The following is a 25,319-nucleotide window of genomic DNA, read 5'->3' as shown; positions in this document are numbered from 1 at the left end:
AGTCCGGCCCCGGCGATACACCGGGGCCGCGACCTGCTAGTGATAGCCGTGTTCGTGGGTGACTTTGCCGCGGAATACGTAGTAGCTCCAGAACGTGTAACCCAGGATCAGCGGAATGATGAACAGCGTACCGACCAGCATGAAGCCCTGACTCTGTGGCGGCGACGCGGCGGCCCAGATCGACACAGTCGGCGGGATGATATTCGGCCACAGGCTGATGCCCAGCCCGCTGTAGCCGAGGAAGATCAGCACCAGCGTCAACAGGAACGGTGCGTAGTTGGCATTGCGCGCCACTGCTTTGAACAAGCCGTACATGGTCAGCATGACCAGCGCTGGCACTGGCATGAACCAGAGCAGGTTGGGCAGGCTGAACCAGCGATCGGCGATTGCCTGATGGGCCAGCGGCGTCCACAGACTGACGATCGCCATGACCACCAACGTGGCGAGGGCCAAGGGTCGTGCCAGATCATGCATGGCTTTCTGCAGCGGCCCTTCGGTCTTCATGATCAGCCAGGTGCAGCCGAGCAAGGCATAGGCCACGATCAGCGCCAGACCGCAGAAGACCGAGAACGGCGTCAGCCAGTCCAGTCCACCGCCGGCATAGGCACGATCGACCACGGGAATGCCGTCGATGTACGCGCCCAGTGCCACGCCCTGGAAGAACGTCGCCACCAGCGAACCACCGATGAATGCCTTGTCCCACAGGTGCCGCTTGACGTCGGTGGCCTTGAAGCGGAATTCGAAGGCCACGCCGCGGAAGATCAGCCCGAACAGCATGAAGATCAACGGCAGGTACAGCGCTTCGAGTACAACCGAGTAGGCCAGCGGGAAGGCGCCGAACAAGCCGGCCCCGCCGAGCACCAGCCAGGTTTCGTTGCCGTCCCAGACCGGCGCGACGGTGTTCATCATCACGTCGCGGTCGGTCTTGTCCTTCATGAACGGGAACAGTATCCCGATGCCCAGATCGAAGCCGTCCATGATGACGTACATCATGACGCCGAAGATGATGATTACGGCCCAGATCAGCGGAAGATCGATACCCATGGCTCAGTTCCCCTCAGTCAGGCTGTCTTTGCGGTGGTCCGTGCTGCTTTCATCAGCAGCAGAAAGAGGACGCGCCGGGGTGCGTTTCTGGCCTGGTCCGCCGTAGGTCGCGTTATCACCTTCGTGGGTTTTAGGCCCTTTGCGTACCAGACGCATCATGTAGCCAAAGCCGGTGCCGAACAGCAGGAAATACACCACGACGAACAACACCAGGGTAATGCTCAACTGCTCAACACTGTGCCGGGACGCCGCATTCGCGGTGCGCATCAACCCATAGACCACCCACGGCTGACGTCCGATTTCAGTGGTGAACCAGCCCGCGAGCATCGCAATCAGACCCGCCGGCCCCATGCACATGACCAGACGCAAGAACCAGCGATTGGTGTACAGCCCGCCGCGCCAGCGCAGCCAGGCGCTCCACAGACCCACCGCGATCATCAACATGCCTAGGGCCACCATCACGCGGAATGACCAGAACACGATCAGCGAATTCGGACGGTCTTCCGGTGGGAAGGATTTCAGCGCCGGGATTTGCTTGTCCAGGCTGTGTGTGAGGATCAGGCTGCCCAGATACGGAATCTCGACCGCGTACTTGGTGCGCTCTTCCTTCATGTCCGGGATGCCGAACAGAATCAGCGGGGTCGGCTCGTCACCGACGTTTTCCCAGTGACCTTCGATGGCTGCGATCTTGGCCGGTTGGTGCTCAAGGGTGTTCAAGCCGTGAGCGTCGCCCACCATCGCCTGAATCGGCGCAACGATCAGCGCCATCCACATGGCCATGGACAGCATTCTGCGAATCGCCGGATTATCGCGGCCACGCAACAGGTGCCAGGCCGCCGAAGCGCCGACGAAGAAAGCCGTAGCAACAAAGGCGGCGATTGCCATGTGCGTCAGACGATACGGGAACGACGGATTGAAGATCACCGCGAACCAGTCCACCGGAATCACCCGGCCATCAACGATCTCGAAACCCTGCGGCGTTTGCATCCAGCTGTTGGAAGCCAGAATCCAGAAGGTCGAAATCAAAGTGCCTACGGCCACCATGGAGGTGGCGAAGAAGTGCAGGCCGCGGCCGACACGGTTCCAGCCGAACAACATGACGCCGAGGAAGCCCGCTTCAAGGAAGAACGCCGTCAGGACCTCATAGGTCAGCAAGGGCCCGGTCACCGCGCCGGCGAAGTCGGAGAAGCGGCTCCAGTTGGTGCCGAACTCGTACGCCATGACCAGACCCGAAACCACACCCATGCCGAAGTTGACGGCAAAGATCTTCGACCAGAAGTGATAAAGGTCGCGGTAGGTGTTGTCATGGGTTTTCAGCCACAAGCCTTCGAGCACCGCAAGGAAGCTCGCCAGACCAATGGTGATGGCAGGGAAAAGAATGTGAAATGAAACGGTGAACGCAAACTGGATTCGGGCGAGATCGAGCGCCTCTAAGCCGAACATAGGTCTTCCTCTATCAGGTGGAACTGGCTTCAGACTCAGGGCCTTCAGCGACTGCCCCCGGTGTATTGAGTACGAGGTGTGGCGTTTGTTCTCTTGGATTCGTGCTCGGGTCGGCGACCGGGGGATGCGTCAGGCGGCCAGTTCGATCAATACAGGCCAGAGCATTGATCCAGGTCAGCTGACGTTGAAAGAGTAGTCCCATTTCGGCACTTGCTCTGCGTGGTCTTTTGTCGCGTGGCGAGTTGACTCACCTTTCAGGGCGGTGCAGTGGGCGGGAAGCAGAACAGAGTGCGCGAAGTTGCAGCACGGCACTTACAACGATGGCATACGCCGACCTACAACGGATCGCGAATAAAGCCCAACAGCGCAGAGACCAGTCGCTGATAAAGCGCATCCACTTCCGGTACCTGGCCTTTAGCCCTGAGACTGCCGTGGAGCAGCCCGAGGCCGGGCTCGAACTCAGTGCGCACGCCCGCTTCACGCAGCGCGCGCTCGTAGCCGACGCCGTCATCGCGCAATGGGTCAAACTGCGCGACGGCGATGAACGCAGGCGCCAGATTGTGGAACTCTCCGGCGTTGAGTGGCCGGGCATACGCCGACTGTTCGTCCGCCATCATGTACAGCTGCCGGTAATACCCGAGCTCATCGGCAGAAAGAAGCGGTGCGTCGGCACATTCACGCCGGGAAGGCAGATCACTGGCGCCGCCCAGTTCCGGGTAAATCAGCGCCTGCCCGACCGGCTGACGCTCACCGGCATCGCGCAGCGCCAGACACACGGCCGCAGCGAGATTGCCACCGGCGCTGTCCCCGGCGATGGCGATGCGGTGCGGGTCGATGTCCAGCCGTTGCGCCTGGATCTGCAGGGCGTGCCAGACCGCCAGACAGTCGCCGAAGCCGGCGGGAAAGGGGTGTTCGGGCGCCAGCCGGTAATTCACGGCGACGACCACGGCATTGAGGTCGGCCGCCAATGCTGCGGTCAGGAAGTCATGGGAATCGAGATCGCCAACGACCCAGCCGCCGCCGTGAATGTACACGACACACGGCGCCGGATGTTCGAGGGACAGCCGCTGAGGCCGGTAACTGCGCACCGCCACGCCGCCGAGGGCGAAATCCCGTACATCAAGGTGCGCCGGACGGGTGGGCGTGAACGCTTCACTCATCCGGGAATACGCGCGACGCTGCTCGTCGATGTCCTCGGAGGCGCTACTGAAACTCAGCGTTTTGGTCACAAACGCCAACATCTCGAGGGACAGCGGGTAAGACGTAGGCATTGGCTACTCCAGCCTGAGCCCTTGGCCAGGCCCGCTTGCTTATTTGTTCACCGCCACCTGCACGGCAGCCATTGCATCTTTGCCATCGAAGGTCGTCACGCCATCCAGCCAGCGCTTCATGTCTTCAGGATGATCCTTGAGCCACTGGCGAGCAACGTCGTTCGGCACCTTGCGGTTCATGATCGGCACCATCATCTGGCTTTCCTGAGCGGCGGTGAACTTCAGGTTGCTCATCAGTTTGCTGACGTTCGGGCATCGAGATGCGTAATCCGGGGCTGTCACCACGGAAACGGTCGCCGCGCCTTCACTCGGGCCGAACACGTCTTCACTGCCGGTCAGGTAGGCGATCTTCATGTTGATGTTCATCGGGTGCGGGGTCCAGCCGACGAATACCACCCATTCATTACGCTTGATCGCACGCTGCACCGCTGCGAGCATGCCCGCCTCGCCGGACTCGACCAGCTGGAAACCGCCGAGCCCGAACTGGTTTTTCTCGATCATGCCCTTGATGTTGGCGTTGGCACCGGTGCCAGGCTCGATGCCGTAGATCTTGCCACCGAGTTTGTCCTTGAATTTGGCAATATCGCCGAAGGTTTTCAGCCCGCCCGACGCCACATAATCCGGCACCGCGAGCGTCGCCTGGGCATCGCTCATGCTGGGCACGTCGAGCACCTTGACCTGGTTGGCTGCCACAAAGGGCGCGATGTTCTTGTCCATGGCCGGTTTCCAGTAACCCATGAACACGTCGAGCCGATCGTCACGCAGGCCGCCAAAAATGATTTGCTGGGCGGCGCTGGTCTGTTTGACCTCGTATCCCATGTTTTGCAACAGCACTTCGGCGACTGCGCTGGTGGCAACGACGTCAGTCCAGTTGACCACGCCCATGCGCACGTTCTGGCACTTGGCAGGTTCCGCAGCCAGCAGGACGCCGCTGCTCAGCATCAACGCAGCGCAACTGATATGACGGATAAATGAGTTCATGGATGCTCCTCGGGTCAGCGCGTTATTTTATTCAGCTCTTTTCGGCAGTTTTTCAAGGCTTGAAGACCCACGGCAATTCGGTGGCTGCCGCGTTGATGCAAAGTACGCAGCAGGCCTGAGCATCAAGCGCACCAGCGCGACCTGTGCTTGCACTGGGGCGACATTGAATGAGGAAGGGTTCAGCAGATGATCGTTCCCACGCTCCGCGTGGTAATGCAGTTCATGACGCTCTCCGTCATTAGGTACACGGAGCGTCCGGGGAGGCGTTCCCACGCAGGGCGTGGGAACGATCAGGTACGGCGCGGGTTAAAGCACCTTATCCAGCGTAATCGGGAATTCCCGAACGCGCTTGCCCGTGGCGTGGTAGATGGCATTGGCGATGGCAGAGGCCACGCCGACGATGCCGATCTCGCCCACACCCTTGGAACCCAGGTCGTTGACGATGCTGTCGTTCTCTTCCACGAACAGCACGTCGATCTCGCCGATATCGGCGTTCACCGGGATGTGGTACTCCGCCAGGCTGTGGTTCATGAAGCGCCCGAGGGTGTGGTCGGTCTGGCTCTCTTCCTGCAACGCCTGACCAATCCCCCAGACCACGCCGCCGAGAATCTGGCTGCGCGCCGTTTTCGGATTGACCACACGGCCCGCCGCAACAGCATCCACTACCCGATTCACACGAATAGTGCCCAGGTCTTCGTCCACCAGCACTTCGACGAATACCGCCGAGTGGGTCGCCGTCGAATAACCTTCGCGCTTGTCGTCAGGCTTGGCGTCAATCTGCACCTCCAGCGTGTCGTGGGACGATTCGCGGACGATGTCGGCGTACGCAAAACGCTGATCATCGATGAGCAGATAACCGTCGCCATAACCGACATCAGCCATGTCCACCACCGCGTATTGCGGATGCGCCATGCGCACGGCGTCGAGCAACTTGGCGCGCAATGCGCGGCAGGCCTGCTGCACCGCGGTGCCCACGGACGACACGGTGAACGAGCCGCCCTGCAACGGCGAGGTCGGCAGCGACGAATCGCCCAGCACGAACGTGACGTCTGCCGGATTTACGCCAGCGGCCTCGGCGGCGATCTGGGTCATGACCGTGTAAGTACCGGTGCCGATGTCAGTGGTGGCGCTGCTGACAGTGATCTTGCCGCTGCTGTCGATACTGGCTTTGGCGCTGGCCGGCATTTGCATGGCTTCCCACACACCGCCGGCCATGCCCCAACCCACCAGTTGCCGGCCCTGGCGCATGCTGCGTGGTTCAGGATTGCGCTTGCTCCAGCCGAAGCGCTCGGCGCCTTGCTCATAACAGGCCAGCAGTTCTTTGCTGGAATACGGCTTGCCTTCGTTACCGTTGCTGTCGGCGAAATTGACGATCCGCAGCTGCAGGGGATCGACGCCGGCGGCAATTGCCAGCTCGTCCATCGCACATTCCAGCGCGACCATGCCGGAAGCGGCGCCCGGAGCGCGCATGTCCAGCGGCGTGTACACGTCCAGCGGCGCCAGCTTGTAGCTCAACTGCACGTTGTCGCACTGATAGAGCATGCCGCTCCATTCAACGACGTGCTCGGTGAAGTCTTCGAAGCGAGAAGTCTGGCCGATAGTGTCGTGGGCAATCGCTGTCAGCTTGCCGTCTTTGGAAGCGCCCAGGCGCATGTGCTGCAGCGTCTGTGGACGGTAGCCGAAGGTGAACATCTGCTGGCGGGTCAGCGTCAGTCGCACCGAACGCTGGAGTTTCAGCGATGCCATGACGGCAAGAGGCAGCTGATATTGCGGGCGCAGGCCGGAGCCGAACGCACCACCGACGAAGGCGGCGAGGACGCGAATCTTTTCTTTCTCCAGGCCGAATACGCTGTGCAGGTAGTCCTGGCAGTTCTGCGTGCCCTGGGTTTTATCGTGAATCTCCAGGCTGCCGTCGGCCTTGTAAAACACCGTCGACGCGTGGGGCTCCATCGGGTTGTGGTGCTCGTTGGGCGTGCTGTAGTGGGTGTCGACAGTCACTGCGGACTGGGCGAATGCGCCTGAAAAATCCCCGCGCGGCTTTGGCGTTTCCGCCGGCGCGGTGTGGGCGTCACTCTGGCCGACGCTGAGGTCGGTCTGGTGCGAATCGGTTTCGTATTCGATGCGCACGAGGGAACCGGCATGCCGCGCCAGCTCAAGGGTGTCCGCCACCACCAGCGCCAGAGGCTGGCCGCTGTAGAGCACGCGGTCGTTGTAGAACGGCCGGAACGGCGAGCCTTCCGCAGAGTCGGCGTCCTGATAGTCCTCGTCATAACTGGCGATGTGCGGGCGGTTGGTGTGATCGATGACCGCCACCACGCCGGGCACCGCCAGCGCCTGGGAGGCATCAATGCTGACAACCCGGCCGGAGGCGATAGTGCTGGAAACCACGCTGCCGTGCAGCAACCCGGCCTCTGAGTACTCACCGGCATAGCGGGCCTGGCCGGTGACTTTCAGGCGTCCGTCGACGCGGTCCATCGGTTGGCCCAGCGCGGAGCATCCCGGGATTGGTGTGTTGGCGTTCATTAAACAGTCCCTCCCAAGGTGGCGTCGCTCAAGGCGCGAACGATCGCGCGGCGGGCCAGCTTGATCTTGAAAGCGTTGTGCGCCAGCGGCTGAGCGTCGCGCAGCATCGCGTCGGCAGCAGCAACGAAGTTTTCCCGCGAGACCGGCTGACCCTTGAGCGACTGCTCGACGGCCGTGTCACGCCAAGGCTTGTGGGCGACGCCGCCGAGGGCGATGCGCACATCACGAATGACGTCGCCATCGAGCTCGACGGCAGCGGCTACCGAGATCAGGGCAAAGGCGTAAGACGCGCGGTCACGGATCTTCAAATAGTGGCTGTGCTGCTGGAAACGCGGCGCAGGCAGTTCGACGGCGGTGATCAGCTCATCATCGGCGAGTTGGTTGTCCCGTTGCGGCGCATCCCCCGGCAAGCGGTGGAAGTCAGCGAACTCGATGACCCGGGCACCGGCGCGACCCTGAACGTGGACGCGCGCCTCCAGCGCAGCCAGCGCGACACACATGTCCGAGGGGTGCGTCGCGACGCAGGCATCGCTGGCACCGAGAATCGCATGGATGCGGTTCAGGCCCTCTTTGGCCGGACAGCCCGTGCCAGGCTCGCGCTTGTTGCACGGCACGGTAGAGTCGTAGAAGTAGTAGCAGCGGGTGCGCTGCAACAGGTTGCCACCGGTGCTCGCCATGTTGCGCAACTGCGGCGATGCGCCCGCCAGAATGGCTTGGGACAACAATGGGTAATCTCGTTCGATCAACGGGTGCCACGCCAGATCAGCGTTGCTCACCAACGCGCCAATCATCACGCCACCGCTGTCAGTGGCGCGGACGTCCTTGAGCGGCAGCCCGGTAATGTCGATGAGGTGTTCAGGGCGAGCGATGTTTTCTTTCATCAAATCCAGCAGGTTCGTACCGCCAGCAATGAAACGGCTGGCAGGCCCTGCGAGATTGACCGCCTGAGCGATATCCGATGGCTTGCTGTAGCTGAAGGGATTCATTGGCCACGCCCTCCCTGATCCGGTGCAGCATTCATCGATGGCAAGACCTCCACCACCGCAGCGCGGATATTGCTGTAGGCGCCGCAACGGCAGAGGTTGCCGCTCATCAGCTCTTTCACTTCGTCATCGGTGCTGGCGCGGCCTTCATTGGCCAGGCCCACCGCCGAGCAGATCTGCCCGGGCGTGCAGTAGCCGCACTGAAACGCATCATGCTTGATGAACGCTTGCTGCATCGGGTGCAGCGTGTCGCCGTTGGCGAGCCCTTCGATCGTGGTCAGCTCGGCGCCGTCACACATGATCGCCAGGGTCAGGCACGCATTGATGCGTTTGCCGTCGCGCAGCACGGTGCATGCACCGCATTGGCCGTGGTCGCAGCCTTTTTTGGTGCCCACCAGATCCAACTGCTCGCGCAGCAAATCCAGTAGGGTGGTCCAGGGCTGTACGTCCACTTGTCGGGTCTGGCCATTCAACGTCAGAGCGATGGAATGCCCTGCGAACGCCTGTTCATTGGTTGCACTCATGGGAAGCCTCACGGTAGGTACTCGATCAGCGCAGTGATCTGCGTCTTAAGGGGTACGACTTGTGCGGTTTCGGAAACGTTCAGGGTTTGTGACGGGCGTTTTGACGCAGCGCAGCGTCGGCTTGGGGCAAGGTCAATCCAGACATTTGCAATCAGACGACAACCGCCCGGCCCCATCGCCCGGAGCTGCTGGTATGATGCGCGGCTTTTTGCAACTGGCAGAATTTGTGCAAGCCGTTTCGGTGAGCTGTGCTTTGCTGTTTCAGTCGACTACATAAATGACGCGGAGCGTCACCGGGGAGCCTTAAATGCTGGAGCGGTTGTTTCAACTCAGGGCACATAACACCAATGTGCGCACCGAAATTCTGGCCGGGGTCACGACCTTTCTGGCCATGGCCTACATTCTGTTCGTGAACCCGAGCATCCTTGGCGAGACCGGCATGGACAAGGGCGCGATCTTCGTCGCCACCTGTCTGGCCGCCGCCATCGGCTCAACCGTCATGGGCCTGATCGCCAACTACCCGATCGCCCTCGCGCCGGGCATGGGCCTGAACGCCTTCTTCACCTACACCGTCGTGCTGCACATGGGCCACACCTGGCAAGTGGCGCTGGGCGCGGTGTTCATTTCGGCCGTGATGTTTTTCCTGCTGTCGATCTTCCGCATCCGCGAATGGATCATTAACAGCATCCCGCTGCCGTTACGCTCGGCCATCGCTGCCGGTATCGGCCTGTTCCTGGCGCTGATTGCGCTGCACAACGCTGAAATCGTGGTGACCAACCCGGCCACCATGGTCGGCCTGGGCGATCTGGCCAAACCGGCACCGATTCTTGCGGCGCTGGGTTTCGCGCTGATCGTGGCGCTCGAAGCGCTGAAAGTGCGCGGCGCCGTGCTGATCGGCATTCTGGCCGTCACCATCGTCTCTATTGTCATGGGCTTCTCGCCGTTTGGCGGCGTGGTGTCGATGCCGCCTTCGCTGGCGCCGACCTTCCTGCAGCTGGACATTCCCGGCGCACTGAACATCGGCCTGGTCAGCGTGATTTTCTCCTTCCTGTTCGTCGACCTGTTCGACAACTCCGGCACCCTGATCGGCGTCGCCAAGCGCGCGGGCCTGATGGGCAAGGACGGCCACATGCCGAAGATGGGCCGTGCGCTGATCGCCGACAGCACCGCCGCGATGGCTGGCTCTCTGCTGGGCACGTCGACCACCACCAGTTACATCGAATCGGCTGCGGGCGTGAGTGCTGGTGGGCGAACCGGTCTGACGGCCATTGTGGTTGCCGTGCTGTTTCTTTTGGCGCTGTTTTTCGCACCGCTGGCCGGCAGCGTTCCGGCATTCGCCACCGCCCCTGCCCTGCTGTTCGTGGCCGTGCTGATGACCTCGGGCCTTGCCGAAATCAACTGGGATGACATCACTGAAGCGGCACCGGTCGTCATTACCGCGCTGGCGATGCCATTCACCTATTCGATCGCCAACGGCATCGCCTTTGGCTTCATTTCCTGGACCGTGATCAAGCTGTTGTCGGGTCGGGGCCGCGAGCTGAATTCGGCGCTGGTGGTGCTGTCGATTCTGTTCGTGATCAAGCTGGGCTTTTATCCATGAGTTCTACGTTCGACCCTGCAAACTACAACGTTCAGCTCGATGAGAAGGCCGCGCGCCTGCGCGAGTTGCTGGCGCCTTTCGAGGCGCCCGAGCCTCAGGTCTTCGACTCGCCGCGTGAGCATTACCGCCTGCGCGCCGAGTTTCGCCTGTGGCGCGACGACGGCAAGCGTCACTACGCCATGTTCGCGCCGGGCGACAAGCACACGCCGATCCTGATCAACGACTTCCCCATCGCCAGCCAGCAGATCAACGCGCTGATGCCAGTGCTGCGGGATCGTTGGGAAGCGAGCAAGACGCTCAATCACAAACTGTTCCAGGTGGATTTTCTGACCACGCTGGCCGGTGACGGCATGATCACCCTGTGCTATCACCGCCCGCTGGACGACGCCTGGCAAGTCGAGGCCGAGCAATTGGCCGCCGACCTGAATGTCAGCGTGATTGGTCGTTCGAAGGGGCAGCGTCTGGTGATCGGTCGCGATTATGTGACCGAGCGGTTGGACGTCGCTGGCCGGACCTTCAGCTATCGCCAGCCGGAAGGCGCGTTCACCCAGCCCAACGGCACAGTGAATCAGAAAATGCTGAGTTGGGCGTACGACGCGCTGGGCGATCGCGACGATGATTTGCTGGAGCTGTATTGCGGCAACGGCAACTTCACGCTGCCGTTGGCGACCCGCGTGCGCAAGGTGCTGGCGACCGAGATCAGCAAGACGTCGGTCAATGCTGCACTGAGCAACCTGGCGGACAACGGTGTGGATAACGTGTCGCTGGTGCGCCTGTCGGCTGAAGAGCTGACTGAAGCCCTGAATGAGGTGCGCCCGTTCCGTCGTCTGGCCGGTGTCGATTTGAAAAGCTACGACTTTGGCAGCGTGTTCGTCGACCCACCCCGCGCCGGCATGGACCCGGACACCTGCGAGCTAACGCGGCGTTTCGAACGCATCCTGTACATCTCATGCAACCCGGAAACCCTGGCCGCGAATATCGCACAGCTGCACGACACCCACCGGGTCGATCGCTGCGCGCTGTTTGATCAGTTTCCGTACACACATCACATGGAGTCAGGGGTTTTGCTTGTTCGTCGGTGACGGCGCGGCATCAACCCTTCCCCGCTAAAAAGCCGGTCCTACTATCATCAGTAGGACCGGCTTCAGCCGGGAACAGGCCCTCAGACGTTTCAACTGAGCTCCATGCACACGCAGCATATCCGGCGCCATCCATCATTAAATTCCTGACAGCTAGCGGCGAACGGCGCCAGACCGGTGTATAACTCTCGGCCGTCTTTCGCTTCGATGGATGCCTTGCCTTGAGCCCCGAATCGCCCGCCCCGTCCTCTGAATCCTCCGCTAAAAGCGCCTTGCGGCTGCCCGGCTTTTTTGCCTTCCTGACTGCGCGCCTCGCTGCCGTCTTTGCCATGCAGATTCAGGCAGTGGTTGTCGCCTGGCAGGTCTACGACATGACCCGCAGCCCGATCTCCCTGGCCTATGTGGGTCTGGCGCAGTTCATTCCCATGTTGCTGCTGTTGATGCCGGCCGGCGACCTGATCGACCGCTATGATCGCAAGATGATCCTGACCATCAGTTGGTCGGTGCAAGCGGTGTGCAGCCTGATGCTGATGCTGTTTTCAGTGACACACCATCAGGATACGCGGCTCATTTACGCCACCCTCGCCCTGTTCGGCTGCGCCCGCGCCTTTACCGGGCCTGCGTTGCAGAGCCTCCTGCCACAAGTCGTCCCGCGTGAAAAACTCGCGTCGGCCATTGCGACGAACAGCATGATCATGCGCATCGCCACCATCGCCGGGCCTCTGGTCGGCGGTGGCCTGTATGCGGCAGGCGGCGGTGGGCTGACCTACTCGGTGTGCATGGCCAGTTTCATCGCCGGTGTGCTGTTGTTGATCCGCGTGCCGGTGCTCTACGCCGGCAAAAAACAGATCCTCGAGTCCACGGCCTGGAAGCGCTTTACCGCAGGCATTGCGTTCATCCGCTCGAGGCCGATCATCCTCGGCACCATTTCCCTCGACCTGTTCGCCGTGCTGCTCGGTGGCGTCGTGGCGCTGCTGCCGATTTATGCCCACGAAGTGCTGCACCTGGGGCCGCAAGGCCTGGGTGCGCTGCGCAGTGCGATGAGCCTGGGCGAGGTCGGCACCGGGCTGTACCTGAGCTTCCGGCCTTTTGATCGACATGTCGGCCTGGTCATGTTCATCGCCGTCGCGGTGTTCGGAGTCGCCAATCTGGTGTTCGCGCTGTCGACGCTGTTCTGGCTGTCGCTGCTGGCCTTGATGATCGCCGGTGCGGCGGACATGGTCAGCGTCTACATCCGCTCCACGCTGGTGCAGTTCTCTACGCCGGACGACATGCGCGGGCGGGTCAACGCGGTGAATATGCTGTTCATCGGCTCGTCCAACGAACTGGGCGAATTCCGCGCCGGCAGCAGCGCAGCACTGTGGGGCGCCGTGCCCGCCGCAATCATCGGTGGCCTGTGCACACTGGGTGTTGTGGGCGCCTGGATGGTCGGCTTCAAGGCGCTGCGCCAGGTCAACCACTTCGCCGACGCCTCGCCGGTCGAAATGACGGAAAAGCAGACTGCGCGGGTCTGAACCAGCCGCTGAATCTCGGGGGCGGGCTCCAATTACGCTCGTCCCCTTCGCAGCTTCGTCACCCTTCCAAAAACAATGGACGGCGGCTAGACGTCTAAACGCAGGTTCCCGGTATCTCATCGCCTGAACCATTCCCCCTCCTCTCCTCTCTTAGTCCAGCAGACCAGACGGCGCACGCCCGCCGTCTACACTTCCCACACGACCAAAAGAGGATTCCCCCAATGCTATGGAAAAAAGGACGTCGCAGTGACAACGTCGTGGACGCACGCGGCGAAACCGGGGGTGGCGGTGGCGGCGGGATGCGCATTGGCGGCAAGGGGCTGGGGCTTGGCGGGATCGTGATCATCGTCGCGATCGGTCTGCTGACCGGGCAGGACCCGATGCGGATTCTGGGTGAGATCACCGGCCAGATGGGTTCGGAGCAGACCGCAGCGGTCAATCCGCAGACGCGCCAGGCGCCACCGGCCAATGACGAGCAGGCCGATTTCGTCCGCGCCGTCCTGGGCGACACCGAGGACACGTGGCAGCAGGTGTTCCAGCAAATGGGGAGTCAGTACAAGGCGCCGACGCTGATTCTGTTCAGCGGACGGGTGCAGTCGGCATGCGGCTCGGCGTCTTCAGCGAGCGGCCCGTTCTACTGCCCGGCTGACCAGCGCGTGTACCTGGACATGGAGTTTTTCCGTGAAATGAGCCAGCGCTTCAAAGCAGCGGGCGATTTCGCCCAGGCGTACGTGATTGCTCACGAAGTCGGCCATCATGTGCAGACCTTGCTGGGGGTTTCGGCTAAAGTTGACGCCGCCCGCCAGCGTGGCATGAAAATGGAAGGCGACAACGGTTTGCTGGTGCGTCAGGAGCTGCAAGCTGACTGCCTGGCAGGCGTTTGGGCCAACAACGCACAAAAGCGTTTGAACTGGCTGGAGCCGGGTGATATTGAAGAGGCGCTGAACGCCGCCAACGCCATTGGCGACGACCGCTTGCAGCAGCAGGGTCAGGGCCGGGTCGTGCCAGACTCGTTTACCCACGGCACCTCTGCCCAGCGTGTCCGCTGGTTCAAGACAGGTTTTGCCCAGGGACAAATCAACCAATGCGACACGTTCGCCGCCAAGAGCCTTTGATCACATGATGAAACCGCTTTCGATCCTGTTGTTGGGCACCCTGATGAGCCTCAATGCTCATGCAGCGGATCAAGCGGTCAAGTCCATCAGCCCCGACCGGCTGCAGATCAACGGGACGACCCAGGCCACCCTCGGTCTGAGTCAGAATTGGGTACATCCCAGTCCGCAGGTCCAGCGGGTGGTCATTGTGTTTCACGGTCGGCTGCGCAACGCGCAAACCTACCTGCGCAGTGTCGAGCGCGCCGCCAACCAGTCACGGCAGCGCGCGAAAACCCTGCTGATCGCCCCTCAGTTTCTTGACGAAAAAGACATCGCAGCACACCGTCTGCCCGATTCCGTGCTGCGCTGGCACGCCAATGACTGGATGGCGGGCGAGAAGTCACTGGGGGCGAAGCCGGTCAGCTCTTTCGTGGTGATCGATCACATCCTCAAGCGTCTGAGCGACAGCAAGCTGTTCCCCAACCTGAAGGAGATCGTCATCGCTGGCCATTCCGGCGGTGCTCAGGTGGTGCAGCGTTACGCGATGATTGGTGGCAAGGAAGATGCGTTGCTGAAGAAGGAAGGCATCAAGCTGCGTTATGTGATCGCTAACCCTTCCTCCTACGCCTATTTCGACGCGACGCGGCCTGTGGCGGTTGATGCGGCAAGCTGCCCGACCTTCGACACATGGAAGTACGGGCTGAACAAGCTGCCTGCCTATGCCGGCAAGGAAACACCGGCCGAGCTTGAGGCCGCGTACGTGAAGCGGGACATTACGTATCTGTTGGGCGAACTGGACACCGATCCTGAGCACCCGGCCCTGGACAAGGATTGCGGTGCCGAAGCGCAGGGCCCCCAGCGCCTGGCCCGGGGTCACAACTATTTCGATTACCTGACCAAGCGTCATCCGGAAGGTTTGAATCAGCGGTTGGTGGAAGTGAAAAACGTCGGCCACAACGGCGACGCGATCTTCACCTCGCCTGAAGGGCAGACTGCGTTGTTCAAGGCGAACTGATATCGGTTAAAGGCTGGCTCATTCCCGGCTGAAGCCGGTCCCACTGTCTAGACGCGGCATTATGTAGGACCGGCTTTAGCCGGGAAGAGGCCGGTTTTCACACCATCAATTTGGCGGTGTAGCGCCAGACGCCTTCCCGGCTGAAGCCGGTCCTACCAGAAGGGTGGAATCAGCTCTTCGCGCCAATCATCTTCTTTAACGCCACGCAATCCGCTGCATGCCAGTCAGTCAGTTCCGGCCACGGGTTTTCCGGGAGATTGACCAGCACCGTCCGGGCGCCGGCCGCTCGACCACAGGCCAGGTCGAACTGATAGTCACCCACCATCACCATGTCCGACGGCTGCACGTTCCAGGCGCTCGCGAGCTTCAGCAGGCCACCCGGATCGGGTTTCGGCGCAGCTTCGTCACGACCGAGCACATCGTCTACCGCAAAGCAGTCAGCGATGCCGATGGCCTTCAGCGTCACGTGGGCAAGCTCGCGGGCGTTACGGGTCAGAATGCCGAGACGATAACCCCGCCCTGCCAGCTCCCTCACCAACTCGACAGCACCTGTCGCGGGTTTGGATTCGATTGCCAACGCGCGCTCGTGCTCCAGCAGCCAGGCGTGTTTGGCCGCCGCAACATCCGTCGGCAACGCCGCGAGATGCCCGAGGATGTCATCCTCCTGAGGGATATCCAGCGCACGCTTGATCGCTGGAAAATCATGGGCAGCAACGGTCAGCGTACCGTCCATGTCGAATACCCAGTGGCGTACTTGATTGAGGCTCATGACCAATCCTTGCGATGGCGAATCAAACCTTCTTGACTGACAGACGCCACAAGTTTGCCCTCGCGATTGAATACGCTGCCTCGGGAGAACCCGCGCGAATTACCGGCCCATGGGCTGTCCATGGCGTAAAGCAGCCAGTCATCAGCGCGCAGTTCACCGTGGAACCACAGCGAATGGTCAAGGCTGGCGATCTGCATGTCTTTTTGCCAAACCGTCTTGCCATGGGGCAGCAGCGAGGTGGTCAACAGATTGAAGTCCGAGGCGTAGGCAAGCATGTAGCGGTGCAGGGCGGGGATGTCGGGCAGCGTGCCGTCGGCGCGAAACCAGATGTATTTAACCGGGTCGGCAGGCTTCGGGTTATAGGGGTCGGACTCGGTCACCGGCCTGAACTCGATCGGCTTGGGGCACAGGAGTTTGTCCTTCATGTGCTCCGGAATCAGCTGCTCGCGCTGGCGCATCAGCTCAAGCTCGGACGGCAGGTTTTCCGGGCCGACCACCTGCGGCATCTGGGTCTGGTGTTCGAAGCCCTCTTCGTCGTACTGAAACGAGGCGCTGCAGGTGAAAATCGGATGACCTTTCTGGATCGCCGTCACGCGGCGCGTGCTGAAACTGCCGCCGTCACGGACCCGGTCGACCTGATACACCACGGGCAGGTGGGCGTCGCCGGGGCGCAAAAAATAACCATGGAGCGAATGCACATGGCGCGCGTCTTCGACCGTTTTGCTCGCCGCCGACAGCGACTGACCCAGCACCTGACCGCCAAACAGCTGGCGAAAACCAAGGTCCTGGCTGCGTCCGCGGAAGAGGTTTTCTTCGATGGGCTCCAGGCTCAACAGCGACACCAGATCATCCAGCACGTGGCTCATTCGGGGTTCCTTACACGGTCGTCTCGCCGACCGTTATTACATCAATCAGGCCATGGGCGCCGAAGGTCGGCGCAGATGGAAGTGGGACGAAATGATACAGAGGTTTGTAGCCCGATTCCCGCAGCGAATCACAGCGTCGCCAGCCAGCCCGCCCGGTTGATTCGATACAGCACATGGGGCCTGAGCGGATGGCCGTTGGGTAATTTCGGATGGTCGAAGTTGTCAGCCGGATCGTTGCGCATGCCGATGGCCTGCATGACCTTCTGCGAGGGCAGATTGTTGACCGCCGCGAACGCCACGATTTCATCCAGATCCAGGTGCTCGAAACCGCAGCCGAGGACGGTCCAGGCGGCTTCGCTGGCATAGCCCAATCCCCAATGCTCGCGGGCCAGGCGCCAGCCGATCTCCACCGCAGGCGTAAATCCTGCCTCGAAGCCCACCTCGGCCAGGCCGGTGAAGCCGATGAATTCCCCGGTGTCCTTGCGCTCCAGGGCCCAGAACCCAAAGCCATACTCGGCAAAATGCCCGCGCACTCGGCCGATCAGTTTGGCGCTCTCCAAGCGGCTCAAGGGCTGCGGAAAGTAGCGCATTACGTGTGGATCGGCGCACATCTGCGCGAAGGCTGGCAAATCATCATCTCGCCATTGACGCATCAACAAGCGTGCGCTGTTGAGCTCAAGAATCGGCTCCATCGATCGTCTCCCTTGTGCCTCGCCTTTCACATTGCCCGCCGACTGGCGATCTCCCCGCCCAGGCAAATCGCTGTGCGGTGATCGTCAGAACTGGCAAGATTCCCCTTCGAACCAGACGCGTGCCCACCATGCCCCTGCCCCTCATTTATCACGAAGACTACAGCCCGGACTTTCCGCCCGACCATCGTTTCCCGATGGACAAGTTCCGGCTTCTGCGCGACCACCTTATCGACACCGGCCTGACCACAGATGCTCAATTGTTTCGCCCTCAGGTCTGCCCAACGGACATCCTCGCGCTGGCCCATGACCCCGGTTACATCAGTCGCTACATGGAAGGCGCCCTGTCGCGGGAAGATCAACGTCGCCTTGGCCTGCCCTGGACCGAGGATCTGGCCCGACGTACGGTACGCGCGGTAGGTGGCTCTTTGCTGACAGCGGAGCTCGCGCTGCAACACGGACTGGCCTGTCACCTCGCCGGCGGCACCCACCATGCACACTTCGATTATCCGGCCGGGTTTTGCATCTTCAACGACCTGGCGATCATCAGTCAGTACCTGCTGCAAAGCGGGCGCGTCGACCGGGTGCTGATTTTTGATTGCGACGTGCACCAGGGCGACGGCACCGCACGGATCCTCGAACACACCGATGACGCGATCACGGTCTCGCTGCATTGCGAAAAGAACTTCCCGGCGCGCAAAGCCCAAAGTGACTGGGACATTCCGCTGCCGATGGGCATGGGCGATGACGATTACCTGAAGGTGGTCGACGACACGCTCAATTACCTACTCCCGCTGTACCAGCCCGATCTGGTGCTGTACGACGCCGGGGTGGATGTGCACAAGGACGACGCGTTGGGGTATTTGCAGCTGACCGATGCAGGGGTTGCCCGCCGTGACGAAGCGGTGATGCGCCACTGTCTGGGCCGGGACATTCCGGTGATGGGCGTAATTGGCGGTGGCTATAGCAAGGATCGAGAAGCGCTCGCCCGGCGGCACGGGATTTTGCACCACAGCGCCCAGCGAGTATGGATGGAGCGCGGACTTTGAATGACCGCTGAAACGCATTCGCCAGCATGATCGCTCCCCAGACTTACTCACATCCTCTGTGGAACTGCCTGTGGATAACCTGAGTGCAAGGCTACATTCCCCTGACAACACTGGGTCCGGCGCGCACTGTACGTTTTTTGATCGATAAGTTTTCCACAGGCTGGCCGCGTTTCACGAAGCTCGCGTAGAATGCGCGCCCCTCACCCAACCAGTGTCCGCTTAACCATGACGTCAACCGCCACCTCAAGCACCCAGACAGTCGCCATCATTGGCGGCGGCCCTGCCGGCCTGATGGCCGCTGAAGTGCTGAGCCACGCCGGTTTCAAGGTGGATCTCTACGACGCCATGCCTTCGGTCGGGCGTAAGTTTTTGCTGGCCGGCGTGGGCGGCATGAACATCACCCACTCCGAGCCGTCGCCTGCGTTCGTTTCCCGCTACGCCGAACGCGCCGCGGTAATCGCGCCCTTGCTGCGCAGCTTCGGCGCCCAGGCGCTGTGCGAGTGGATTCACGGCCTGGGCATCCAGACATTCGTCGGCAGTTCAGGACGCGTGTTCCCCACCGACATGAAAGCCGCGCCGCTGCTGCGCGCCTGGCTCAAGCGCCTGCGTGAGTCCGGCGTGGTTATCCACACCCGTCATCGGTGGCTGGGCTGGAATTCCGACAACAGCGTGCTGATCGCCGGTCCCGACGGTGAAGTGGCCCTGAACCCTGACGCCACGCTGCTGGCGTTGGGCGGAGCAAGCTGGTCGCGGCTGGGTTCGGACGGTGCGTGGGTACCGCTGCTTGAACAACGCGGGGTCAACGTCGCGCCGCTGCAAGCCGCCAATTGCGGGTTCGAAGTCTCGGCCTGGAGCGAACTGCTGCGCAGCAAATTCGCCGGTGCGCCGCTGAAGAACATCGCGATGGGCGTGGAGGGGCAAACCCTGCGGCTGGGGGAATGCGTGGTCACGCAGAGCGGTGTCGAGGGCAGCCTCGTTTACGCCTTGTCCGCGCAGATCCGTGATGCGATCAATCAGTCGGGGTCGGCCACGGTCGAGATTGATCTGCTGCCCGGCAAAACCATCGCCGAGGTACAAAAGGCCCTGAGCAAACCCCGCGGTTCACGCTCGATGTCCAAGCATCTGCACAGCCAGTTGGGCCTCGACGGGGTGAAAGCGGCGCTGTTACGTGAGCTTACCCCCGCAGCGGCATTCGCTGATCCGGCCCTGCTCGCGCTTGCGATCAAGGCCTTGCCGCTGACGCTGATCAAGCCGCGTCCGCTGGATGAAGCCATCAGCACGGCGGGCGGGGTGACGTTTGAAGCACTGAACGAGCACCTGATGATCCCGTCGCTGCCCGGCGTCTTCTGCGCCGGTGAGATGCTCGACTGGGAAGCGCCCACCGGCGGCTATCTGCTGACCGCCTGCTTCGCCAGCGGCCGCGCGGCAGGGTTGGGAATGGTGGACTGGTTGCGCCGCAAGTAAGGCTCGACGCAACGCTTGGACACTCAGGCTGCACGGTCAATCTGCGGCTTCAGGCCACTGCTGATCGTTTGATTGACCGGCGCCTTGCCGTTCGATGCTCCGGTAACCCACTTGCCCAACTCGACGCCCTTCAGCTCGATGTACTTATGAGCCAGGGCAGCCAGGCCAATCGCCACGAGCGTCACGGCGACCACCAGCGCGTTGTTGCCCAGCTCCGACCCGGTGTCCATGAAACGCTGGCCGTTGATCATCGGCGACAGATCGCGGCCGGTGAGCTTCTGCGCCACGATGAACACCGTCGACAGGCAAAACAGCAGCGCGGCATGGGTCATGTAGATGGAGTACGACAATTTGCCCAGCAGCCTGAACACCGCGGTTTTCAGGAAAGTCGATACCAGCCCGGCCTCGAACGCGAACACCAGCACCAGTACGCAGAACGTCAGACTGGCGATGGGCGAGCGATCACTGAAGTCGTTCATCACCATCCAGTATGTGGCGTAGGTCAGCGCCACTTCGAACACCGTCATCAACCAGCGCACCGGCACGAATCTGTCGCGAACCAGCAGGTAAGCCAGGTACGTGATGTTACCAGCAAAGAAACAGGACAGCCCCAGCATCGCGCGCCAGACCAGCGGTTCGTTCTCGGTGAAGATCATCGTGAACGCGACGACGGCCACGCAGGCAAACATCAGAAAGCGGTTTCTCAACGAAAGCAGGCACAAGGCGCCGAACAGCATGTAGATGTAGAACTCGATGCTGATGCTCCAGGACGGGTAGTTAAACGACATGGTTTCGGTGAGCGTGGTCCAGGCTTGCACCAGCAGCAGATTGGGCAGGATCTCTGAAGGGTCGAACAGCCCTGTGAACGGCACGTTGTTCAGGGAAAAGCCCTTTTTGTACGCGGCCCAGCGCACCAGTTCAAAGAGGATGAACACCAGCAGCATCACGACGTGCAGCGGGTAAAGACGAAACACGCGGGAGACGATAAAGCGCTTGAAGCCGAATCCCGCCTTCATGCCATAAGAGTGGGCAAGGACAAAACCGCTGAGCACGAAGAAGAAGTTGAGCAGGATCTCCGCTCTGCGAAAAAAAGGCAGCTCGATGAACGCGCCCACGACATGCAGGTGATAGAACACCACCAGCAGCGCAAACACGCCTCTGAAGCTGTCTAGCGTGGTGAATCGCTGAACTGATCCCATGGCCCAACGTCCCGTCCTGATTGAGAAAACGCCCTTGGCGGCAGCGAAGTCTCGCGGCCTTTACACGGTAGGGGGTGGGCCGAGTTATCGACAGTTGAAATATTTCATGTCCGATACAAACGACGGCGCAAAGTTTGACGCCAGCGTTTGGCGTAGGTGACCCATGAGTCACGCTGAGGATGAGAGGTCGCTGCATGAGCGACGCCCGTCAATGTTTTGTTGCCAGCTTTCGCCACCGGGCTACGTGGAGGTCAACAGCCCTGGCAGCGAGATGAGCCGCCCGCGGGTCAACTATCAACGCCGACGATGTTCGCTACCACTCGTATTGAGTTCTGATTAATTTTGCGGCGAGTAACATCAACTCCATACCGAGTTACCCACTCAAACGTACTGGAGCAACCCTCATGAAAACCAACACACTGATCCTTGGCCTGGCCTTCTCTGTACTGGCAACCAGCGCGTTCGCCCTGCCCGCTGCTGACTCAAGCCCAATTGCAAACGCACCGATCGTGGCTGAAAACGGTGCTTCCCACACCAACGTCAATCGCGTTGCTGCTGATGGTGCTGATCGCGTTGGTGCAAACCGTGTCGCTGCCGACGGTGCTGATCGCGTTGGTGCAAACCGTGTTGCTGCCGACGGCGCTGATCGCGTTGGTGCAAACCGTGTCGCTGCCGACGGCGCTGATCGCGTTGGTGCAAACCGTGTTGCTGCCGACGGCGCTGATCGCGTTGGTGCAAACCGTGTCGCTGCCGACGGCGCTGATCGCGTTGGTGCAAACCGTGTCGCTGCTGATGGTACTGATCGCGTCGGTGCAAACCGTGTCGCTGCTGATGGTGCTGATCGCGTCGGTGCAAACCGTGTTGCTGCTGATGGTGCTGATCGCGTCGGTGCAAACCGTGTTGCTGCTGATGGTGCTGATCGCGTCGGTGCAAACCGTGTTGCTGAAAACGGTTCGTCGCACACCCAACTGGGTCGTATTGCCGCTGACGGTGCAGACCACGTAGGTGCCAGCCGCCTGAGCTGATCGACACCCCGCTCCTTCCCCAGCCCGGCCATTGCCGGGCTTGATTGTTTCTGGGCCACGCGTTTTTTCTACTGCCTGTACCTCTCCTCTCACACGACTGTCGGACAATTCTGATATCGGTTTCAGATTCTCCCCAGCCTGCCGATGCATTCGTACACATGAATGTTGTGCTGGTTTCCATAACAAAAACCCTCCAGCTGACGATTTCAAATATTTACGGATTCTGGAGAAATGGAATGAACAGCTGGTTTGCAAACATCAGCGTCAACGTGAAGTTGGCCCTCGGCTTTGGCGTGGTGCTTGTATTGACCGCCCTGCTGGCCGTCGTGGGCTGGAACAGCCTCGGCAACATGACCTACCGCAGCGACCGCGTTGCCGACATCAACAAGCTTGGCCAGAAGCTGACAGACCTGCGGGTATCACGCCTGCAGTACATGCTCAGCAATGGCGACGAAACCGCAGCGCAGACTGTGCAGACCGCGCTTGACGGCTTCAAGGCGCAGCAGCAATTCCTGCAGAGCACCTTCACTCACCCACTGAACGTCCCGCCCATCAAGGCGATGGGTGAGCAGATCAGTGCGTATCAGTCGTCGCTGAACAAGATGCGCGAGGCCTATCAGGCGAGCGCCAAGGTTCGCGCCGACATGGGTGTCGACGCGGTGAAAGCGGCGGACCTGATCGCTGCGATCAACGACGATGTGATGAAACTTGAGCCGACTGACGAACGTCGTTTCGAGCAGTACGAGGCGGTGATCAAAGCCAAAGAGGACGTGATGCTGGTGCGCTACGAAGTGCGCGGCTACACCGCCAATGTTTCTGCCAAGACGGAAAACACGGCGACGCGTCAGTTGACCAGCGCCATCGACGGTCTCGCTCCGCTGAACGCCATGTTCGGCGGTACTCAGGCCGAGCGTCTGAAGCAACTGGAAGGGGCACTGCAGGGGTATCGCACCTCGGTGCAGGGCTTCAAGGTCGCGGTCGACAACATCAACGCCGCGCGCACCGAGATGACCGAAGAGCAGAGCGCCATCATCAAACTGGCGCAGCAGTTGAATGACTTGCAGATCACCCTGGGGCAGGCCGACAGCCAGCAAGCCCGTACGCTGCAGTTGGCCGGCACGCTGCTTGCGCTGATTCTCGGCACACTGGCGGCGATCATCATCACCCGTCAGATCACCCGTCCGCTTCAGCAGACCCTGGCCGTCGTTGATCGCATTGCCTCTGGCGATTTGTCCCACGACATGGTCGTGACTCGCAAAGATGAACTGGGTGTCTTGCAGATGGGTATCCAGCGCATGGGCGCCACGCTGCGCGAACTGATCGGCGGCATCCGTGATAGCGTCACGCAGATCGCCAGTGCCGCTGAAGAACTGTCGGCCGTGACTGAACAGACCAGCGCCGGGGTCAACAGCCAGAAAGTGGAAACCGACCAGGTCGCCACCGCGATGCACGAAATGTCAGCCACCGTTCACGAGGTGGCGCGCAACGCCGAGCAGGCCTCGGTCGCTGCCTCTGCCGCTGACAAGCAGGCACGGGAAGGCGACAAAGTAGTGGGTGAAGCGATCACACAAATCGAGAAGCTGGCCAGCGAAGTGGTTCGTTCCACTGACGCGATGTCCGTGCTGGAACAGGAAAGCGACAAGATCGGCAAGGTCATGGACGTGATCAAGGCCGTCGCCGAGCAGACCAATCTGCTGGCCCTCAACGCGGCCATCGAGGCCGCGCGTGCGGGTGAAGCCGGTCGCGGTTTTGCCGTGGTCGCCGATGAAGTGCGTGGCCTGGCGCAACGCACTCAGCAATCGACCGAGGAGATCGAAGGACTGGTCGCCGCGCTGCAGAACGGCACACGCCAGGTTTCGGAGATCATGCTCAGCAGCCGCAACCTGACGGACAGCTCCGTTGCCCTGACCCGCAAGGCCGGTACTTCGCTGGAAAGCATTACCCAGACAGTGTCGAACATTCAGGCCATGAACCAGCAGATCGCCGCTGCCGCGGAGCAGCAGAGCTCGGTGGCCGAAGAGATCAGCCGCAGCATCGTGAACGTGCGCGACGTGTCTGAACAGACGGCCGCGGCCAGCGAAGAAACCGCCGCGTCCAGCGTCGAACTCGCACGGCTGGGCAATCAGCTGCAAATGCTGGTCAGTCACTTCAAGGTGTAAACCCGCTTTATCTGCGTCGGGCGAAAAGCCGCTCGACGCAGGCGGTGCATGGGTTTGAAGACGAAAAGCGCAAGCGCATCGGCAAGAAAGGGATTTACTGATCCCACAATTGCCACATACTGCCCGCGCTGTTTTATTTCGTCATATTCATCTCCAACGCCGGGTTTATCTCCATGAAAAGAATGTTGCCTTACCTCCTCAGTGCCGCCCTTTCCCTCGTTCCAGTCGCTTTTTCCCATGCCGCTACGGCACCTGCCCCTGTTCAACTGATCGTCCTGAGTTCCGGCGGGATCATGGGTGCGTTCAAAGCTGTAGCCCCCGATTACGAACAGCGGGCCGGCGTGAAGCTGCAGGGTGAAGTGGCGCCTTCAATGGGCGCGACGCCCCAGGCGATTCCCAACCGACTGGCCCGCCACGAGCCGGCCGACGTGGTGCTGATGGTGGGTGCGGCGCTGGACAAGTTGATCAAGGACGGCAAGGTCGATCCGAAAACCCGCGTCGATCTGGGCAAGTCCTACATCGCCATGGCCGTGCGCCATGGCGCGCCGCACCCTGACATCAGCACCATGGAAGCCTTCAAGCAGACCCTGCTGGACGCCAAAAGCATCGCCTATTCGGACAGCGCCAGCGGCGTGTACCTGTCTCGCGTGCTGTTTAGCCAGATGCACATCGCCGACCGGATTCAGAGCAAAAGCCGCATGATCCCCGCCCAGCCTGTCGGAGAAGTCGTCGCAGGCGGAGACGCCGAGATCGGCTTTCAACAGTTGAGCGAGCTAAAGCCGGTAGACGGCATCGACATCATCGGTCTGATCCCCGACCAGGCGCAGCAGATGACCCTCTACTCGGCGGGCGTCGTAACCCAGAGCAAACACCCTGAACAGGCGAAACAGTTTCTGGAGTTTCTGAGCTCAACCGCAGCTGCACCGGCGATTAAAGCCAGCGGTCTGGACCCGATCGCGAAGTAGCGCGCAATCAACTATGTAGGAGCCGGCTTGCTGGCGAACGCGGCGTGTCAGGCAATCGATTCG

At 61.2% G+C, this 25,319-nt stretch carries 21 protein-coding genes and 2 pseudogenes; 11 read left to right on the top strand and 12 right to left on the bottom strand.

What is annotated here, in order from left to right; all coding sequences use genetic code 11:
• Positions 1-36 precede the first annotated feature (36 nt).
• From cydB to FX982_RS11395, 7 genes are all read right to left on the bottom strand, one after another.
• A complete protein-coding gene (gene cydB, locus FX982_RS11425) occupies positions 37-1,044 on the bottom strand; it encodes a cytochrome d ubiquinol oxidase subunit II (protein WP_122536680.1) in 1,008 nt (335 codons plus the stop codon).
• A 3-nt stretch (positions 1,045-1,047) separates the two neighbouring features.
• The gene (locus FX982_RS11420; protein ID WP_122536679.1) at positions 1,048-2,487 is read right to left on the bottom strand and encodes a cytochrome ubiquinol oxidase subunit I; all 1,440 of its coding nucleotides are present in this window, start codon (positions 2,485-2,487) and stop codon (positions 1,048-1,050) included.
• A 335-nt stretch (positions 2,488-2,822) separates the two neighbouring features.
• Entirely contained in the window at positions 2,823-3,758 is a 936-nt protein-coding gene (locus FX982_RS11415) for an alpha/beta hydrolase (RefSeq protein ID WP_172610708.1), read from the bottom strand.
• A gap of 39 nt (positions 3,759-3,797) precedes the next feature.
• Positions 3,798-4,739, bottom strand: coding sequence for a choline ABC transporter substrate-binding protein (gene choX, locus FX982_RS11410; RefSeq protein ID WP_172610707.1), 942 nt, complete (start codon positions 4,737-4,739; stop codon positions 3,798-3,800).
• Between the two features lie 306 nt (positions 4,740-5,045).
• Positions 5,046-7,214, bottom strand: a complete 2,169-nt coding sequence (locus FX982_RS11405) for a xanthine dehydrogenase family protein molybdopterin-binding subunit (RefSeq protein WP_438826324.1) — start codon at positions 7,212-7,214, stop codon at positions 5,046-5,048.
• 47 nt (positions 7,215-7,261) lie between these two features.
• Complete coding sequence (locus FX982_RS11400) at positions 7,262-8,248, bottom strand: FAD binding domain-containing protein (protein ID WP_172610705.1); 987 nt, start codon at positions 8,246-8,248, stop codon at positions 7,262-7,264.
• Positions 8,245-8,769: a (2Fe-2S)-binding protein gene (locus FX982_RS11395; protein ID WP_122536674.1), complete on the bottom strand. Its 525-nt coding sequence runs from the start codon at positions 8,767-8,769 to the stop codon at positions 8,245-8,247. Before FX982_RS11395 ends, FX982_RS11400 begins: the two co-directional genes overlap by 4 nt.
• A gap of 307 nt (positions 8,770-9,076) precedes the next feature.
• Here FX982_RS11395 and FX982_RS11390 point away from each other — a divergent pair, with 307 nt between their 5' ends.
• The 5 genes from FX982_RS11390 to FX982_RS11370 all read left to right on the top strand — a co-directional run bounded on the left by FX982_RS11390 (position 9,077) and on the right by FX982_RS11370 (position 15,071).
• Positions 9,077-10,369 carry an NCS2 family permease gene (locus FX982_RS11390; RefSeq protein WP_122536673.1) on the top strand — a complete coding sequence of 431 codons (1,293 nt, stop codon included), beginning with the start codon at positions 9,077-9,079 and terminating at the stop codon, positions 10,367-10,369.
• Positions 10,366-11,451: a tRNA (uridine(54)-C5)-methyltransferase TrmA gene (gene trmA / locus FX982_RS11385; protein WP_172610704.1), complete on the top strand. Its 1,086-nt coding sequence runs from the start codon at positions 10,366-10,368 to the stop codon at positions 11,449-11,451. The genes FX982_RS11390 and trmA overlap by 4 nt, the downstream gene beginning before the upstream one ends.
• Before the next feature lie 218 nt (positions 11,452-11,669).
• Positions 11,670-12,962, top strand: coding sequence for an MFS transporter (locus tag FX982_RS11380; protein ID WP_172610703.1), 1,293 nt, complete (start codon positions 11,670-11,672; stop codon positions 12,960-12,962).
• A gap of 221 nt (positions 12,963-13,183) precedes the next feature.
• On the top strand, positions 13,184-14,077 hold the full coding sequence (gene ypfJ, locus FX982_RS11375) for a KPN_02809 family neutral zinc metallopeptidase (protein ID WP_172610702.1): 894 nt from the start codon (positions 13,184-13,186) through the stop codon (positions 14,075-14,077).
• A gap of 4 nt (positions 14,078-14,081) precedes the next feature.
• On the top strand, positions 14,082-15,071 hold the full coding sequence (locus FX982_RS11370) for an alpha/beta hydrolase (RefSeq protein ID WP_172610701.1): 990 nt from the start codon (positions 14,082-14,084) through the stop codon (positions 15,069-15,071).
• A 169-nt stretch (positions 15,072-15,240) separates the two neighbouring features.
• Here FX982_RS11370 and FX982_RS11365 read toward each other — a convergent pair whose 3' ends face one another.
• The 3 genes from FX982_RS11365 to FX982_RS11355 form a co-directional block, all read right to left on the bottom strand.
• Complete coding sequence (locus tag FX982_RS11365; protein WP_172610700.1) at positions 15,241-15,840, bottom strand: HAD family hydrolase; 600 nt, start codon at positions 15,838-15,840, stop codon at positions 15,241-15,243.
• Positions 15,837-16,706: an acyl-CoA thioesterase II gene (gene tesB, locus FX982_RS11360; RefSeq protein WP_172610699.1), complete on the bottom strand. Its 870-nt coding sequence runs from the start codon at positions 16,704-16,706 to the stop codon at positions 15,837-15,839. Before tesB ends, FX982_RS11365 begins: the two co-directional genes overlap by 4 nt.
• A gap of 128 nt (positions 16,707-16,834) precedes the next feature.
• Positions 16,835-17,398 (bottom strand): GNAT family N-acetyltransferase, encoded by a 564-nt coding sequence (locus FX982_RS11355; protein ID WP_172610698.1) that lies wholly within the window; start codon positions 17,396-17,398, stop codon positions 16,835-16,837.
• Between the two features lie 128 nt (positions 17,399-17,526).
• Here FX982_RS11355 and FX982_RS11350 point away from each other — a divergent pair, with 128 nt between their 5' ends.
• On the top strand, positions 17,527-18,444 hold the full coding sequence (locus tag FX982_RS11350; protein ID WP_172610697.1) for a histone deacetylase family protein: 918 nt from the start codon (positions 17,527-17,529) through the stop codon (positions 18,442-18,444).
• Between the two features lie 225 nt (positions 18,445-18,669).
• Positions 18,670-19,908 carry a TIGR03862 family flavoprotein gene (locus FX982_RS11345; protein ID WP_172610696.1) on the top strand — a complete coding sequence of 413 codons (1,239 nt, stop codon included), beginning with the start codon at positions 18,670-18,672 and terminating at the stop codon, positions 19,906-19,908.
• A 23-nt stretch (positions 19,909-19,931) separates the two neighbouring features.
• Here the strand turns inward: FX982_RS11345 and FX982_RS11340 are convergent, their stop codons facing one another.
• Positions 19,932-21,107: an acyltransferase family protein gene (locus tag FX982_RS11340; RefSeq protein WP_172610695.1), complete on the bottom strand. Its 1,176-nt coding sequence runs from the start codon at positions 21,105-21,107 to the stop codon at positions 19,932-19,934.
• Between the two features lie 404 nt (positions 21,108-21,511).
• On the opposite strand from FX982_RS11340, the pseudogene FX982_RS24785 reads away from it, so the two are divergent.
• From FX982_RS24785 to FX982_RS24775, 3 genes and pseudogenes are all read left to right on the top strand, one after another.
• A pseudogene (locus FX982_RS24785) lies at positions 21,512-21,853 on the top strand (hypothetical protein); the annotation flags it as partial.
• Positions 21,854-22,290: 437 nt separating this feature from the next.
• Positions 22,291-23,388 (top strand): annotated as a pseudogene (locus FX982_RS24780) (methyl-accepting chemotaxis protein); the annotation flags it as partial.
• The gene (locus FX982_RS24775) at positions 23,374-24,291 is read left to right on the top strand and encodes a methyl-accepting chemotaxis protein (protein ID WP_438826323.1); all 918 of its coding nucleotides are present in this window, start codon (positions 23,374-23,376) and stop codon (positions 24,289-24,291) included. The pseudogene FX982_RS24780 and the gene FX982_RS24775, both read left to right, overlap by 15 nt.
• Here FX982_RS24775 and FX982_RS11325 read toward each other — a convergent pair.
• Entirely contained in the window at positions 24,276-24,530 is a 255-nt protein-coding gene (locus tag FX982_RS11325) for a hypothetical protein (RefSeq protein WP_172609164.1), read from the bottom strand. The two genes, FX982_RS24775 and FX982_RS11325, sit on opposite strands and share 16 nt — an antisense overlap.
• Between FX982_RS11325 and FX982_RS11320 the strand changes: the two genes are divergently transcribed.
• Positions 24,465-25,256, top strand: coding sequence for a substrate-binding domain-containing protein (locus tag FX982_RS11320; protein WP_172610693.1), 792 nt, complete (start codon positions 24,465-24,467; stop codon positions 25,254-25,256). The two genes, FX982_RS11325 and FX982_RS11320, sit on opposite strands and share 66 nt — an antisense overlap.
• The last annotated feature ends 63 nt before the right edge of the window (positions 25,257-25,319 follow it).

Source organism: Pseudomonas graminis, from assembly GCF_013201545.1.
Classification (GTDB): domain Bacteria; phylum Pseudomonadota; class Gammaproteobacteria; order Pseudomonadales; family Pseudomonadaceae; genus Aquipseudomonas.
Note: the sequence above shows the minus strand (reverse complement) of the source record. Positions and strands in the feature narration are given on the sequence as shown.